At 61.7% G+C, this 14,438-nt stretch carries 14 protein-coding genes; 11 read left to right on the top strand and 3 right to left on the bottom strand.

Annotation, left to right across the window (positions count from 1 at the left end; translation table 11 throughout):
• Positions 1-4: 4 nt before the first annotated feature.
• From AACY25_RS20130 to hemN, 5 genes are all read left to right on the top strand, one after another.
• Positions 5-529, top strand: coding sequence for a FixH family protein (locus AACY25_RS20130; protein WP_339414377.1), 525 nt, complete (start codon positions 5-7; stop codon positions 527-529).
• Between the two features lie 8 nt (positions 530-537).
• The gene (locus tag AACY25_RS20125) at positions 538-2,937 is read left to right on the top strand and encodes a heavy metal translocating P-type ATPase (protein WP_339527062.1); all 2,400 of its coding nucleotides are present in this window, start codon (positions 538-540) and stop codon (positions 2,935-2,937) included.
• A 107-nt stretch (positions 2,938-3,044) separates the two neighbouring features.
• Positions 3,045-3,263 carry a cbb3-type cytochrome oxidase assembly protein CcoS gene (ccoS, locus tag AACY25_RS20120; RefSeq protein WP_339527060.1) on the top strand — a complete coding sequence of 73 codons (219 nt, stop codon included), beginning with the start codon at positions 3,045-3,047 and terminating at the stop codon, positions 3,261-3,263.
• Positions 3,256-3,939 carry a sulfite exporter TauE/SafE family protein gene (locus AACY25_RS20115; RefSeq protein ID WP_339527058.1) on the top strand — a complete coding sequence of 228 codons (684 nt, stop codon included), beginning with the start codon at positions 3,256-3,258 and terminating at the stop codon, positions 3,937-3,939. Before ccoS ends, AACY25_RS20115 begins: the two co-directional genes overlap by 8 nt.
• An 84-nt stretch (positions 3,940-4,023) precedes the next feature.
• Complete coding sequence (hemN, locus tag AACY25_RS20110) at positions 4,024-5,406, top strand: oxygen-independent coproporphyrinogen III oxidase (RefSeq protein ID WP_339527056.1); 1,383 nt, start codon at positions 4,024-4,026, stop codon at positions 5,404-5,406.
• A gap of 8 nt (positions 5,407-5,414) precedes the next feature.
• On the opposite strand, the gene AACY25_RS20105 is transcribed toward hemN, so the two are convergent.
• The gene (locus tag AACY25_RS20105; protein WP_339527055.1) at positions 5,415-5,879 is read right to left on the bottom strand and encodes a hypothetical protein; all 465 of its coding nucleotides are present in this window, start codon (positions 5,877-5,879) and stop codon (positions 5,415-5,417) included.
• Positions 5,880-6,032: 153 nt separating this feature from the next.
• Here AACY25_RS20105 and fnr point away from each other — a divergent pair, with 153 nt between their 5' ends.
• From fnr to AACY25_RS20085, 4 genes are all read left to right on the top strand, one after another.
• Entirely contained in the window at positions 6,033-6,767 is a 735-nt protein-coding gene (fnr, locus tag AACY25_RS20100; protein ID WP_339527053.1) for a fumarate/nitrate reduction transcriptional regulator Fnr, read from the top strand.
• Positions 6,768-6,795: 28 nt separating this feature from the next.
• Positions 6,796-7,344 carry an adenine phosphoribosyltransferase gene (locus AACY25_RS20095; RefSeq protein ID WP_339527052.1) on the top strand — a complete coding sequence of 183 codons (549 nt, stop codon included), beginning with the start codon at positions 6,796-6,798 and terminating at the stop codon, positions 7,342-7,344.
• Positions 7,345-7,441: 97 nt separating this feature from the next.
• Positions 7,442-8,257 (top strand): ion transporter, encoded by an 816-nt coding sequence (locus AACY25_RS20090; RefSeq protein WP_339527050.1) that lies wholly within the window; start codon positions 7,442-7,444, stop codon positions 8,255-8,257.
• Between the two features lie 315 nt (positions 8,258-8,572).
• A complete protein-coding gene (locus tag AACY25_RS20085; protein WP_339527049.1) occupies positions 8,573-9,400 on the top strand; it encodes a metal-dependent hydrolase in 828 nt (275 codons plus the stop codon).
• Positions 9,401-9,423: 23 nt separating this feature from the next.
• Here AACY25_RS20085 and AACY25_RS20080 read toward each other — a convergent pair whose 3' ends face one another.
• Both AACY25_RS20080 and AACY25_RS20075 read right to left on the bottom strand, forming a co-directional pair.
• Positions 9,424-10,989: a cation:proton antiporter family protein gene (locus AACY25_RS20080; protein WP_339527048.1), complete on the bottom strand. Its 1,566-nt coding sequence runs from the start codon at positions 10,987-10,989 to the stop codon at positions 9,424-9,426.
• Positions 10,990-11,088: 99 nt separating this feature from the next.
• Positions 11,089-11,811 carry a TetR family transcriptional regulator gene (locus AACY25_RS20075; RefSeq protein WP_339527046.1) on the bottom strand — a complete coding sequence of 241 codons (723 nt, stop codon included), beginning with the start codon at positions 11,809-11,811 and terminating at the stop codon, positions 11,089-11,091.
• Between the two features lie 115 nt (positions 11,812-11,926).
• On the opposite strand from AACY25_RS20075, the gene AACY25_RS20070 reads away from it, so the two are divergent.
• Both AACY25_RS20070 and AACY25_RS20065 read left to right on the top strand, forming a co-directional pair.
• Positions 11,927-13,480, top strand: coding sequence for a flavin-containing monooxygenase (locus AACY25_RS20070; protein WP_339527045.1), 1,554 nt, complete (start codon positions 11,927-11,929; stop codon positions 13,478-13,480).
• Entirely contained in the window at positions 13,477-14,361 is an 885-nt protein-coding gene (locus AACY25_RS20065; protein WP_339527043.1) for an SDR family NAD(P)-dependent oxidoreductase, read from the top strand. Before AACY25_RS20070 ends, AACY25_RS20065 begins: the two co-directional genes overlap by 4 nt.
• The last annotated feature ends 77 nt before the right edge of the window (positions 14,362-14,438 follow it).

Below are 14,438 nucleotides of genomic sequence, written 5' to 3'. Positions count from 1 at the left end.
GACCATGTCTGAGCCCATGCCTGAAAAGAACGCCGAGATCATCAAACCCTGGTACAAGCAATTCTGGCCCTGGTTCCTGATTGGCTTGCTGGCCTATTCAGTAGTCCAGGGGCTGACCCTGCTGACCATCGCCACGAAGAACCCGCCGGGGCTGATTTCCGATGACTATTACGACGTTGGCAAAGGCATCAACCAGTCACTGGAGCGGGAAAACCACGCCATTCGTCTCAAGCTGCACGCCAGCCTGTTGCTCAACGATGACAACGGCACCGCCACCCTGCAGCTGAGCGGCAACAGCCGGCCGCAGCAACTGGTGCTTAACCTGATCTCGCCGACCCAGCCCGAACGCGATCGTCGGGTAATTCTGCAGCCGCAGGCTGACGGCAGTTACAGCGGGCAGATGATCGATGCCGTGGAAGGTCGCCGCTTTGTCGAGCTGATCGGCCAAGAAGGCGGCAAGGACTGGCGCCTGTTCGAAGAAGAAAACGTGCAAAGCGGGCAGAACATCCTCCTCGGGGATGCTCAGTAAGCGCACCGATGGCCAACCCGACTCCTTGCTACCACTGTGGCCTGCCGGTACCCGCCGGCAGCCGATTCCAGGCCCAGGTACTGGGCGCAACCCGCGAGATGTGCTGCCCGGGCTGTCAGGCAGTGGCCGAAGCCATCGTCAGCGGCGGCCTTGAGCATTACTACAAGCACCGCAGCGAAAGCGCCGCCAACCCGCAGAGCCTGCCCCAGGCGCTGCCCGATGAACTGGCGCTGTATGACCGCAGCGACGTGCAGCGACCCTTTGTCGAACATGACGGCGAACTCAGCGAAACCTGCCTGCTGATCGAAGGCATCAGCTGCGCGGCCTGTGGCTGGCTGATTGAAAAGCACCTGCGCGACCTGCCGGGCGTCAGCGAGGCGCACCTCAACCTGTCCAACCATCGCCTGCAAGTGCGCTGGGCTGATAGTCAGTTGCCGCTCAGCAGCCTACTCAAGGCCCTGCGCAAGATCGGCTACGCTGCCCACCCCTGGCAGGCCGATGCCGCCGCCGAACAGCTGCAGCGAGAGAATCGCCGCGCCATGCGCGAACTGGGCGTGGCCGGCATGCTGTGGATGCAGGTGATGATGGCGACCATGGCCACCTGGCCAGAATTCAACATCGACCTCAGCCCCGAGCTGGACAAGATCCTGCGCTGGGTCAGCCTGTTTCTCACCACGCCGATTGTTTTCTACTGCTGCGGCCAGTTCTTCCGTGGCGCGCTACGCGACTTGCGCACCCGCCACCTAACCATGGATGTGTCGGTGTCGCTGGCGATTGGCGGCGCTTATGTCGCCGGTATCTGGTCAACCGTTACCGGCCAGGGCGAGCTGTATTTCGATGCCGTGGGCATGTTTGCCCTGTTTCTCCTGGCTGGCCGCTATCTGGAACGCCGCGCCCGCGAGCGTACGGCTGCCGCCACGGCGCAGCTGGTCAATCTGCTGCCGGCCTCCTGCCTGCGCCTGGCTGCTGACGGCCAGAGCCAGCGTATTCTGCTCAGCGAGCTGCACGTCGGCGATCAGGTACTGGTGCCGCCTGGCGCCCTGCTACCGGCGGACGGGCGCATTGTTCAGGGCCAATCGAGCGTGGATGAATCACTGCTCACCGGCGAATACCTGCCACAACCGCGTAAGGTCGGCGATGCCGTCACCGCCGGCACCCTGAACGTCGAAGGGCCGTTACAGATTGAAGTGCAAGCCTTGGGCGATGCCACGCGGCTGTCGGCTATCGTCCGCCTGCTGGAGCGCGCACAGAGCGATAAGCCGCGCCTGGCGGTATTGGCCGATCAGGTCGCGCAGTGGTTCCTGTTGATCGTGCTGGTGGTGGCCGCCATCGTCGGTCTGGTCTGGTGGCAGCTCGATCCTTCCCGCGCCTTCTGGATCGTCCTGGCCCTGCTGGTCGCCACCTGCCCTTGCGCCCTGGCATTGGCTACACCCACGGCACTGACCGCAGCGACCGGCTCACTGCACAAGCTCGGTATGCTGCTGACCCGTGGCCATGTGCTGGAAGGGCTGAACCAGATCGACACCCTGGTGCTGGACAAAACCGGCACCCTCACCGAAGGTCGCCTGACCCTTAGCGCCATCCACCCGCTGCGCGAGCTGGATGCTGACAGCTGCCTGGCCCTGGCCGCCGCCCTGGAAAGCCGCTCCGAGCACCCGATTGCCCGCGCCTTTGGCCAAGCCCCGAAAGCCGCAGAAGCAGTCGACAGCCATCCAGGCCTAGGCCTCCAGGGGCGTGTCGGCAACCGGGTACTGCGCATCGGTGAGGCGGGTTTTGTCTGCGCGCTGAGTGCGCAACCCGCGCCGGCGATTGCCGGTGAGCACGGCCAATGGCTGTTACTGGGTGATGAACAGGGCCCGCTGGCCTGGTTCGTCCTAGATGACCGCCTGCGCGACGACGCGCCGCAACTGATCGACATGGCCAAAACCAAGGGCTGGCAGATCATGCTGCTATCCGGCGACAGCTCGCCCATGGTCGGCGAAGTGGCGCGTCAACTGGGCATCACTGACGCCCGTGGTGGCCTCACCCCGGATGCCAAGCTGGACGTGCTCAAGCAGCTGCACAGCCAGGGCCGCCGGGTGCTGATGCTGGGTGACGGGGTTAACGATGTACCGGTCTTGGCCGCCGCCGATATCAGCGTGGCCATGGGCAGCGCCACCGACCTGGCGAAAACCAATGCCGATGCCGTATTGCTGTCCAATCGCCTCATTAGCCTGGTGCAGGCGCTACACATGGCGCAACGAACGCGGCGCATCATCATCGAGAACCTGACCTGGGCCAGCCTGTACAATGGCCTCGTGCTGCCCTTCGCCGCCATTGGCTGGATCACCCCAATCTGGGCCGCGCTGGGTATGTCGGTCAGCTCACTGCTGGTGGTGCTTAACGCTCTGCGCCTGACACGCCCGTAGGGTGGATCGCGCTTCATCGATCCACCACAGCGTTACTCCGGTGGACGTAAAAGGCGACAGCTACGCGCCCCGATCCACCCTACGCCCAAGCCGTACTCGGAGACTTTATGCCCGCGCTTTATATTTTGATTCCGGTGGCCATTGTTCTGGTCGGCTTCTGCATCTGGCTGTTCTTCTGGGCGGTGGACAGCGGTCAGTACGACGACCTCGACGGCCCGGCGCATAGCATCCTGTTCGACGATGAAGACCCCAAGCACCAGGCGGCGGTCAGTCAGGTGCAGCGAGAGGATCAGTCCAGGCAGTCAGGGGACAAGCCCGGTGCTTGAGCTACTGCCGCTGCTGGTTTCGGCGCTGATTCTCGGACTACTCGGCGGCGGCCACTGCCTGGGCATGTGCGGCGGCCTGATGGGCGCACTGACCCTGGCGATTCCGCCCGAACGGCGCGCCCAGCGTTTTCAGCTGCTGCTGGCCTATAACCTGGGGCGCATCTTCAGCTACAGCCTGGCCGGTCTGTTACTGGGCCTGGCCGGCTGGGCAGTAGCCAATAGCCCGTTGGTCATGGGCCTACGCATTGTCGCGGCGCTCCTGCTGATCGCCATGGGTCTGTACCTGGCCGGTTGGTGGAGCGGCCTGACCCGCATCGAAGCCCTCGGCCGTGGCCTGTGGCGGTATATCCAGCCGCTGACCCGGCGCTTTATGCCCGTCACCAGCCTGCCGCGCGCCTTAGTGCTGGGCAGCCTGTGGGGCTGGCTGCCCTGCGGCCTGGTCTACAGCACCCTGCTGTGGGCCGCGAGCCAGGGCAATGCGTTAAGCAGCGCAGCACTGATGTTGGCCTTCGGCCTCGGCACCCTGCCGGTGCTGCTGGCCACCGGCATGGCCGCCGAACGCCTGACCGCCCTGCTGCGCAAGCAGGGTGTGCGCATGGCCGGCGGCATCCTGGTGATCCTGTTCGGCCTGTGGACCCTGCCCGGCCCGCACCAGCACTGGCTGATGGGCCACTAGCCGGCCGCTTGATACAAGTCAAAACACACCAGGCGCAGCGCTCTTAGACTTCCCGGCATTGAAAGCCAAACCGGGAATACCCGCATGCTCAATGCCATCCAGTGGGACAGCACTCTGATCCGCCGCTACGACCAAGCCGGCCCGCGCTACACCTCCTACCCAACCGCCGTGCAATTTCATGAGCGCATCAGCCAGTTCGACCTGCTGCATGCCCTGCGCGAGAGCCGCAAAGCCCTAAAGCCGCTGTCGCTGTATGTGCACATCCCGTTCTGCGCGCACATCTGCTACTACTGCGCCTGCAACAAGGTGATCACCAAGGATCGCGGTCGTACCCAGCCCTATCTGGAAAAACTCGAACGCGAAATAGAGATAATCGGCCGCCATCTGGACAAGCAGCAAAAGGTCGAGCAGCTGCACTTCGGTGGCGGCACCCCTACCTTTCTCAGCCACGATGAACTGCGCCACCTGATGGGCCACCTGCGCCAGCACTTCAACCTGCTGGATGACGATACGGGCGACTACAGCATCGAGATCGACCCGCGCGAAGCCGATTGGTCGACCATGGGCCTGCTCCGCGAGCTGGGTTTCAACCGCGTCAGCCTGGGCGTACAGGACCTCGACCCGGCCGTGCAACGGGCGGTCAATCGCCTGCAGACCCTGGAAGAAACCCGCGCCATCGTCGAAGCCGCGCGCACCCTGCAGTTCCGCTCAATAAACATCGACCTGATCTACGGCCTGCCGCTGCAAACCCCGGAGCGTTTCGCCCGCACCGTGGCCGAAGTGATTGCCCTGCAACCGGATCGCCTGTCGCTGTTCAACTACGCCCACCTGCCGGAACGCTTTATGCCGCAGCGGCGGATCAACACCAGCGACCTGCCCAGCCCAGGCGACAAGTTGGCCATGCTGCAGGCCAGCATCGAGCAGCTGAGCGCCGCCGGTTACCGCTATATAGGAATGGATCACTTCGCCCTACCCGACGACGAACTGGCCAGCGCTCAGGAGGATGGCAGCCTGCAACGCAACTTCCAGGGCTACACCACCCACGGCCATTGCGACCTGATTGGTCTTGGGGTGTCATCGATCAGCCAGATTGGTGATCTCTACTGCCAGAACAACAGCGACCTGAGCAAATACCAGAATAGCCTCGGCCACAGCGAACTGGCCACCCTGCGCGGCCTGCACTGCGACGACGACGACCGCCTACGCCGCGCGGTAATTCAGCAGCTGATCTGCCATTTCCAGCTGCGCTTTGCCGATATTGAGCAGGCCTATGCCATCGATTTTCGCAGTTACTTTGCCGAGGTCTGGCCGCAGCTGCAGCAGATGGCCAGTGATGGGTTGATTGAATTGAATGCCCAGGGCATCGAAGTGCGGCCAGCGGGTCGCCTGCTGGTGCGCTCGCTGTGCATGCTGTTTGATCGCTACCTTAGCGAGCTAAATCAGCAGCGCTTTTCCCGGGTGATCTAGCAACGGAGCTATTTCATTACCAGGCTGGCCACTTCCTGCATCTGCTGATCACTGAGGTCCTGCTCGCGCATGGTCTTGATCAGCGTCGCGTTGGCGCTGCTCAGGGCGCCCTGCAACGAGGCCAGTTCGCCCTGCAGCATTTCGATCTTTATGCGTTTGGCTTCGGGGTCGAGGCTCTGATCGCTCATCACCTCTTTCAGCTCGGCTTTCTTCGCCTCGATCTGCGCCTTGAGCTCGCGGATCATCTTGAGAATATCCTTGAGCACATCCGGCAGGCTGCTCTCATCGATATCGCGATTCTTTTGCGCAGCGGCGGAGCGCGCCTTGCCCAGCTCCGACAGGCTCACCCGCAGGCTGTCGCGCAGCGCCTGCTGATCAGCCTCGCTGCTCTCTACAACGCCTTCGGCCACAGCGCTCTTGCGCTCCAGCGCCAGGTTCATGCGGGTGCTTAATTGAGCCGATTCCAGACGCATACAGATGCTCCTTGCAGATATTAAAAGCCGCCCGGCTTATCGGCCGCACCGGATAAAACTTGAACATTCGATCAGACTGCGTCCTAGTGGCCCTACCCTGCACCCTGCTGTAACCTTACGGCTATTGTGTGTTTACCCTCAGGATCGCCAGCGATGTCCGAAAGCATCAAGTTGCATACCCCACACCAAGCCCATTGCAAGGATTGCAGCCTGGCGAGCTTGTGCCTCCCGCTGTCGCTGAACCTGGAAGACATGGACGCGCTCGACGAAATCGTCAAACGCGGCCGCCCGCTGAAAAAGGGCGAATTCCTGTTCCGCCAGGGCGATGCCTTCAACTCGGTGTTCGCGGTACGTTCCGGCGCACTGAAAACCTTCAGCCTGAGCGACAGCGGCGACGAACAGATCACCGGCTTCCACCTGCCCAGCGAGCTAGTCGGTCTGTCCGGCATGGACAGTGACGCGTACCCGGTGTCAGCCATGGCTCTGGAAACCACCTCGGTGTGCGAAATCCCCTTCGAGCGCCTCGACGAGTTGTCGGTACAACTGCCGCAACTGCGCCGCCAGCTGATGCGCGTTATGAGCCGGGAGATCCGCGACGATCAGCAGATGATGCTGTTGCTGTCGAAGAAAACCGCCGACGAACGCATCGCTACCTTCCTGGTCAACCTCTCAGCGCGCTTCCGCGCACGCGGCTTCTCGGCCAACCAGTTCCGTCTGGCCATGTCGCGTAACGAAATTGGTAACTATTTGGGCCTTGCGGTGGAGACCGTATCGCGGGTATTTACCCGCTTCCAACAGAACAAGCTGCTCGAAGCTGAAGGCAAGGAAGTGCATATCCTCGATCCCATCGAGCTGTGCGCCTTGGCCGGCGGCAACCTTGAGGGCTGATCGACCCGCACAGCGCAGGACCTAGCCGATGATCTTCGACGAATTCAGCATCAAAACCCTGATCCGCCCGGTGGTGGACTTCCCCAAGCCGGGGGTGATCTTTCGCGATATCACCCCGCTGTTCCAGTCGCCACGTGCACTGCGCATGGTCGCCGACAGTTTTATCCAGCGTTACGTCGAAGCCGATTTCAGCCACATCGGCGCCATGGATGCGCGTGGTTTTCTGATCGGTTCAATCATCGCCTATGAACTGAACAAGCCGCTGATTCTGTTCCGCAAGCAAGGCAAACTACCCGCCGACGTGCTCAGCGAGAGCTACCAGACCGAATACGGCGAAGCCAAACTGGAAGTACACGCCGACAGCCTCTGCGAAGGTGACAAGGTGCTGATTTTCGATGACCTGATTGCCACTGGCGGCACCCTGTTAGCCGCCGCACAACTGGTACGGCGCATGGGCGCGAGCATCATCGAAGCCGCCGCGATCATTGATCTGCCTGAATTGGGCGGCTCGCAGAAGCTGCAGGACAGCGGCATCCCCACCTTCGCCCTGACCAGCTTCGCCCTCACCGACCAATAAATCTGCTTCACGGCCCTGACGGTAGCGCTGCATGTCGGGGCCAGGCTGACCCTCGCGACCTGACTCGCGCCACCGTTTGCACAAGTACCCATAGACCATGACTGAAATATCCATGAGCCCGACGGCCAGCCACTGGCGTCTGCGCCTCGGTGCGCTGATGGAAAGCACGGCCATCACTCGCCTGATCACCACCCTCATCGTGCTCAACGCGGCGATTCTCGGCATTCAGACCTACCCCGGCCTGATGGCCGACTGGGGCGAGCTGCTGCTGACGCTCGATCAACTGATTCTCGCGGTGTTTATCCTGGAGCTGGCACTGCGCTTTGTTGCCCGCGGCCTGGGCCTGTTGCGCGATCCTTGGGCGGTATTTGACTGCCTGGTGGTGGGCGTGGCCCTGGTGCCATCCAGCGGTCCGTTCGCCGTGCTGCGTGCGCTGCGCGTATTGCGCGTACTGCGGCTGATTTCGATCAACCCGAACATGCGCCGGGTGGTCGAGGCGCTGCTGTCCTCGTTGCCGGGCATGGGCAGCATCGCCATGTTGCTGGGTCTGGTGTTCTACGTGGCAGCGGTGATGGCCACGCAGCTGTTCGGTGCAGCCTTCCCCGAGTGGTTCGGCAGCCTCGGTGCCAGCCTCTATACCCTGTTCCAGGTGATGACGCTGGAAAGCTGGTCGATGGGCATCGTGCGCCCGGTGATGGAAACCTTCCCGCTGGCGTGGCTGTATTTCCTGCCGTTTATCCTGATTGCCACCTTTATGATGCTCAACCTGTTTATCGCCGTGGTGGTCAATGCCATGCAGACCACCCATGAACAGGAAGCCAAGCTGGCCCCGCCTTCGCCCACTGAGCAATTGCTGCTTGATGAACTGCGCGCCCTGCGTGCGGAAGTCGCCGAACTGCGCCAGCAACGCTGAGGCCGACGGCTGCCAAGCCGCAACTATCAGTACTGCATCGCGCCGCCCTAGCGCGATGCAGTACTGGCATAGATCGCATTCCCGCACGCCCCCTCTCCCTGATTGCTCACGCCACTAAAGCGCCAGGCCTGACCAACTGTCCGACAACTATCCATAAGTTGGCGCAATTCCGGCTGCCCTGGCCAGGAATGACCTCGCGCCTAAAACGCCCTCGGCTAAAGATAAATCACGGCCCGAGACAGCCTCACCTGTCGTCCCAAGCCCCATAACAAGAGCGGTCGCGAACCGCGACCAAGATGCCGAGGAGTCGCCCTTATGACAGCCAAAACCAGCACCCCAACCGCCAGCTTTCCCGTGCGTCGCATGGACTTCAGCTTCGATGAAAGCCAGAAGTTCTGGTTTGCCGGCGATCCCTTTATGAGCCATTTCATGAACAACCTGTCGTCGCTGTTTCCTTATGGCGAGAAGTTCTTCGTCGACAGCGTGCGCGCCGTGCGCGACCAGGTGACCGAGCCACAACTGAAGAAGGACATCAGCGCCTTTATCGGCCAGGAAGCCATGCATTCCAAGGAGCACGCGGCCTATAACGACTACGCCGCCGAGCACAATATTGACCTGGAACTGCTGGAACTGCGCATCAAGGTGCTGCTCGAATGGGTGACCAAGATCACCACCAAGAAGCAGCGACTGGCCGCCACCTGCGCCTTGGAGCACTTCACCGCGACCATGGCCGAGCAGCTGCTGCAGCGCGAAGACCTGACCACCCAGATGAACGACCCCAAGCTGTATCAGCTGTGGATGTGGCACGCGATTGAAGAAAACGAACACAAAGCGGTGTGCTACGACGTGTACCAGAAGGTCTACGGCGGCTACTTCACCCGCGTCGGCATGATGGCGATTTCCACCGTGATCTTCTTCGGCGTGATCGGCTGGTTCCAGCTGCACCTGCTGCGCAAGGACGGCCAGCTGTTCAACTGGCGCAGCTGGGGCAAAGGCCTGAAAACCCTGTTCGGCCCACGTAACGGCTTCCTGACCAAACTGCTCCTGCCGTACCTGGACTACTACCGCCCCGGCTTCCACCCGCTGGACCACGACAGCAAGGCCCTGGAACAGCGCTGGCGCCAGCGACTGGGCTTCAACTAAGCCAGGTGTAACGAGGCTGACCGCTAATTTGCGTCAGCCTCGGCACGGCTTTTCAGCGTGCGCAACACATGCTCGGCCAGGCCGGCACCCGCTTCGCTCATCGTCAGGTAAGTACGGTCGGCCCCGGCCTGCTGGATACGCATGGCGATATCCTCGTACAACGCGTGGGACACCACCAAACCGTTAAAGCCGCGCTCGCGCAGCTTCTGCGTGGCAATCACCTTGGCCTCTTCATCGTTGAGCGCAAGAATCACTGCGTCGATATTGGGCATCTGCAGGTGCTGCCAGAACATCGGGTCCTCACCGTCGGCAAACAGCACGCTACGTCCCACTTTGTTGCTCTGCTCAATCACCACCGGGTCGGAGTCCAGGCCCACCACCTGATAGCCCTTCTCCTGCAAGTAGTCATAGGCTGCACGCCCGGTGCGCCCCATGCCCATCACCAGGACCTGGGAAAGACCGAGTGAAACCGGCTGTTCATCCGGATGACGGATATTGCGCTCCAGGGCAGTCAGGCGTTTAGCCAGGCGCTCGTATAGCGGGTGAACAACCCGGTTGAGTGGCGCGGAAATCACAAAGGACAGCGCGACGGTAATCGCCAGGGGAATCATCCACTCCGGCAACACTACGCTGGCCATGATCAGGCCGAACTCGCTGTAATTGGTCAGGCTGACGCTGCTGAGAAAGGCACTGCGCGCGCGCAGACGGAACAGCAGAAAGAGAAAGAAGAACAGCACGCCCTTGAGCGGCAGTAGAACCACCATGACCAGAGCAAACTTCAAGGCAGCGGCATCCGGCAGGCCGCCAATGCCGATTTGCAGAAAGAAGCCGACCAGAAAGATTTCCTTGATGCCCCACAGCGAGTTGGCCAGCTCGGTGGCGCGCTTGTGCTTGGCCAGCATGGCACCGAAGGCCAACGCGCCCAGTTCGGAACTCAGCCCCAGTTGCTCGAAGCCGTAACCGCCCAGCACCAGCGCCAGTAGCAGGCCGAGCAGTACCATCAACTCCTCGTGGCCGCTGACATCGAGCAGCTTGAACAGCAACGGCCGCAGCAGTGGCAAACCAAACAGCAGCAATGCCCAGGCCGAGGGCACCTTCCCGCTGGCCAGGCTCATCACCACCAGCGCGATCAGATCCTGGATGATCAATACACCAATCGCCACCCGCCCGTGGAAGGCTCGCAGCTCGCGCTTACCTTCCAGTACCTTGGCCGCCAGCACCGTGCTGGAAAACGACAGGGCAATGGCCAACAGCAGCCCCTGCTGCCAGGGCAACTCCAACAGCAACAGAATCGCCGGGAGGAAGATCAGACTGGAAAGAGCGAAATGCAGTAGGCCGCCGCCGATCACTTCACGCCGCACCAGATTGCCGACTTTCAACTTGAGGCCCACGGTAAACAGCAACAGCAGCACACCCAGATGGGCGATGTGATCCAACGCCACACTGTCGCGCGGGCCAACCCCGATATGCTCGCCAAAACCGGCCAGAGCAAAGCCAGCGCCCAAATAACCCACTAACGGCGGCAGACCAATGCCCCGCGCCACCAGCCCCATGACAAAGGCAAAGGCAATCCAGGTGGCTTCGATCATAGGGGGTCCTTAATGGGCAAAGCGTTAGCGTCGTGATGCCGATCTAGCATAACGCCAGCAGATGGCGCCGCCGTTGATTTGCCTCAGTTCCGACCACGCTTACTGTACAGGCAACTTTAGCTGCCCCAGGCCCTGTAGCACGCTGGCGCCGGTAAACAACATAACAATCTGCTCTTCAGCCAACGCGCAGATCGCCGCTTGCCGTTCGGGCTGGCCGATGTAGTCCAGCGACAGCTGGAACAGGTTGCGGCTGATCAAGTTGGAAACCTGCAGCACTACGTCGGGGTTAACGACTCCTGGCAGCAACTTGAAGGCCACGATGTCCTCGGCCATGTCCGCGCCAAACTCATCCATGACCTCCTGCAACGCTGCGCGCAGCACAGCAGACGCACCATGCAACTCACGGACGCCAATGATAAAGGCCGCTGGATTCTGCGCGACGAAGTCGAAGAACAACTGCACGGTTTCATGGCACACCCGCCGACCGCGATCCAGGTCGATACCAAACAGCAAGGCCACGCTTTTACTAGGCGATTGCACCGCACGTTCGGCGGCTTCACGGCGCAGGTCGCGCAGCGGCTGACGCAGCTGGGTGGAGATTTGCCGGATCACCGTCAGCCCCAGGTCATCGACATCCTTGAAGTGCCTATAGAAGGTATTGGGATTTAGCCCCGCCTCACGCGCCAACTCGCGTAGGCCCAGGTTGCTCAGGCTGCGGCTGGTTGAGGTGAGACGTAACGCGGCCTCCAGTAACAGGGTCTTGCCCGGGGCCTCGGTGGCTTTTTCTGCGGCTGGCTGCTGCTCGCTGGCGTCTGCCTGCATGACGAACCCTACCTAAAAGTTGGCTTGTGAGAATGGCACTTGCTGGCGAGTATACATTTGTCTACCTTGGTATACAGCTGTATACGCCAGCAATAAACATAACAGGAGCTTGGCCATGAATGCACCCGTCTCACCCCCTTCTGCCACCCGTCACTGCAAGGTCGCCATTATCGGCACGGGCTTCTCCGGCCTGGGTATGGCCATCCGCCTGAAGCAGGCCGGCGAACATGACTTCCTGCTGTTCGAAAAAGAAGCCGGCGTCGGCGGCACCTGGCGGGTGAACAATTACCCGGGCTGCGGCTGCGATGTGCAATCACACCTGTATTCCTTTTCGTTTGAGCAGAACCCCAACTGGACGCGGATGTTCGCCAAGCAGCCGGAAATCCAGGGCTATCTGGAAGGCTGTTGGAGCAAGTACCGCCTGCAAAACCACACCCAGCTGAACACCGAAATCACTCGCCTGACCTGGGATGAGCAGCAAGAGCTGTGGCAGATCAGTGATCGCGCCGGCAACAGCTACACCGCACAGTTTGTGGTGTCCGGCATGGGTGCGCTGTCCACCCCATCGATTCCGGCGCTCAAGGGCCTGGGCGACTTCACCGGCAAGATCTTTCACTCGCAGCAGTGGGATCACAGCTATGACCTCACCGGCAAACGCATCGCGGTGATCGGCACCGGCGCCTCTTCAATCCAGTTCGTGCCGCAGATCCAGAAGCAGGTCAGCCAGCTCGATCTGTACCAGCGCACCGCGCCGTGGATCATGCCCAAGCCGGACCGCGCCATCAGCGAGCGCGAGCGCAACCGCTTCAAGCGCTTCCCGCTGCTGCAGAAGCTTTGGCGCGGCACCATCTATGCGCTGCTGGAAAGCCGGGTGATCGGCTTTGCCATGCTGCCCAAGGTGATGACCCTCGCCCAGAAAGTCGGCAAGTGGTACATCAACAAGCAGATCAAGGACCCGGTCCTGCGCGCCAAGGTCACCCCGGATTACCTGATGGGCTGCAAGCGTGTGCTGATCTCCAATGATTACTTCCCGGCGCTGACCCAGCCCAACGTCGACTTGATCACAGATGGCATCGAGGAAATCCGCAGCGGTAGCATCCGCACCGTGGACGGTAAAGAGCGCGAGATCGACGCGATCATCTTCGGCACCGGCTTTACCCCAGGTGACCCGCTGCCACGCGGTGTGGTGTTTGGCCGTGGCGGCGTCGACCTGCTCGACACCTGGCCCGAAGGCCCACAGGCCTACAAAGGCACTCTGACCGCCGGCTTCCCCAACCTGTTCTTCCTGATGGGGCCGAACACCGGCCTGGGCCACAACTCGATGGTCTATATGATCGAGTCGCAGATCCATTACGTGCTTGGCGCGCTCAAGCTGGTTGGTGAGCAAGAGCTGCAGAGCCTCGAGGTCAAGCAGGCCGTGCAGGACAAATTCAACGGCAAGCTGCAAGGCAGCCTGGGCAACACAGTATGGAATGCCGGCGGCTGCACCAGCTGGTATCTGCACCCGGACAGTGGCCGTAACTGCACGGTATGGCCTGGTTTTACCTGGCGCTTTCGCCTGCTGACGCGCAACTTTGACCCAGCGGCCTATCATTTCAGCCGCAAGCACGCGGCACACCCGGCGCAGAACAGCGCTATCCAGTTGACTGCCCAGGAGGCCAGCGCATGAAGTCGTTTGAAAACAAGGTAGCCGCCATCACCGGCGCCGGTTCCGGCATTGGCCGCGCCCTGGCCTTCGGTCTGGCCCGCCAGGGTTGCCAGCTGGCGCTCTCCGATGTGAATGCCGAAGGGCTGGCGGAAACCGCCGCCCAGGCGCGCAAGCTCGGTGTGCAGGTCAGCGAAACCCTGGTCAACGTCGCCGACCGTGAAGCGGTACATGCCTGGGCGGACCAGGTGGTGGCTGAGTTCGGCCGGGTCAACGCGATCTTCAACAACGCCGGAGTAGCCCAGGGCGGCACCGTGGAAGGCAATGACTACGCCGACTACGAGTGGATCATGAACATCAACTTCTGGGGCGTGGTCAACGGCACCAAAGCCTTCCTGCCGCATATCAAGGCATCCGGCAGCGGCCATATCGTCAACGTCTCCAGCGTGTTCGGTCTGTTCGCTCAACCGGGCATGAGCGCCTACAACGCCAGCAAATTCGCCGTGCGCGGCTTTACCGAGTCGCTGCGCCAGGAGCTGGACATGGCCGATTGCGGTGTATCGGCCAGCTGCGTGCATCCCGGCGGGATCAAGACCAATATCGCCAAAACCGCGCGGATGAACGCCAGCCTGAGCAGCGTTACCGGGCAGGATGCCGACAAGGCGCGTGAACAGTTCAACGACCAGTTGCTGCGCACCACGCCGGAAAAAGCCGCCCAGGTGATCATCAACGGCGCATTGGCAAACAGGCGGCGCATCCTGATCGGCCCGGATGCCTATGCCCTGGATGGCATGCAGCGCCTGTTGCCAGCCTTCTACCAGCGCCTGGTGACCGCCTCCATGCGCCTGGCAGCACGCTTCGCGCCGAAAGGTTCGAGCAAGAAAGCCCAGCCTGCCGTGGAATAATCGGCCAGCCCACAGCCCCAGCGCCGCCGGTGTCTGGGGCTTTTTTATGCCTGCCATCCCTGGCAGCCACCCTGCGG

Source organism: Pseudomonas sp. EA_35y_Pfl2_R111, from assembly GCF_963970955.1.
GTDB lineage: Bacteria > Pseudomonadota > Gammaproteobacteria > Pseudomonadales > Pseudomonadaceae > Aquipseudomonas.
This window is presented reverse-complemented; position numbering and strand designations above follow the sequence as displayed.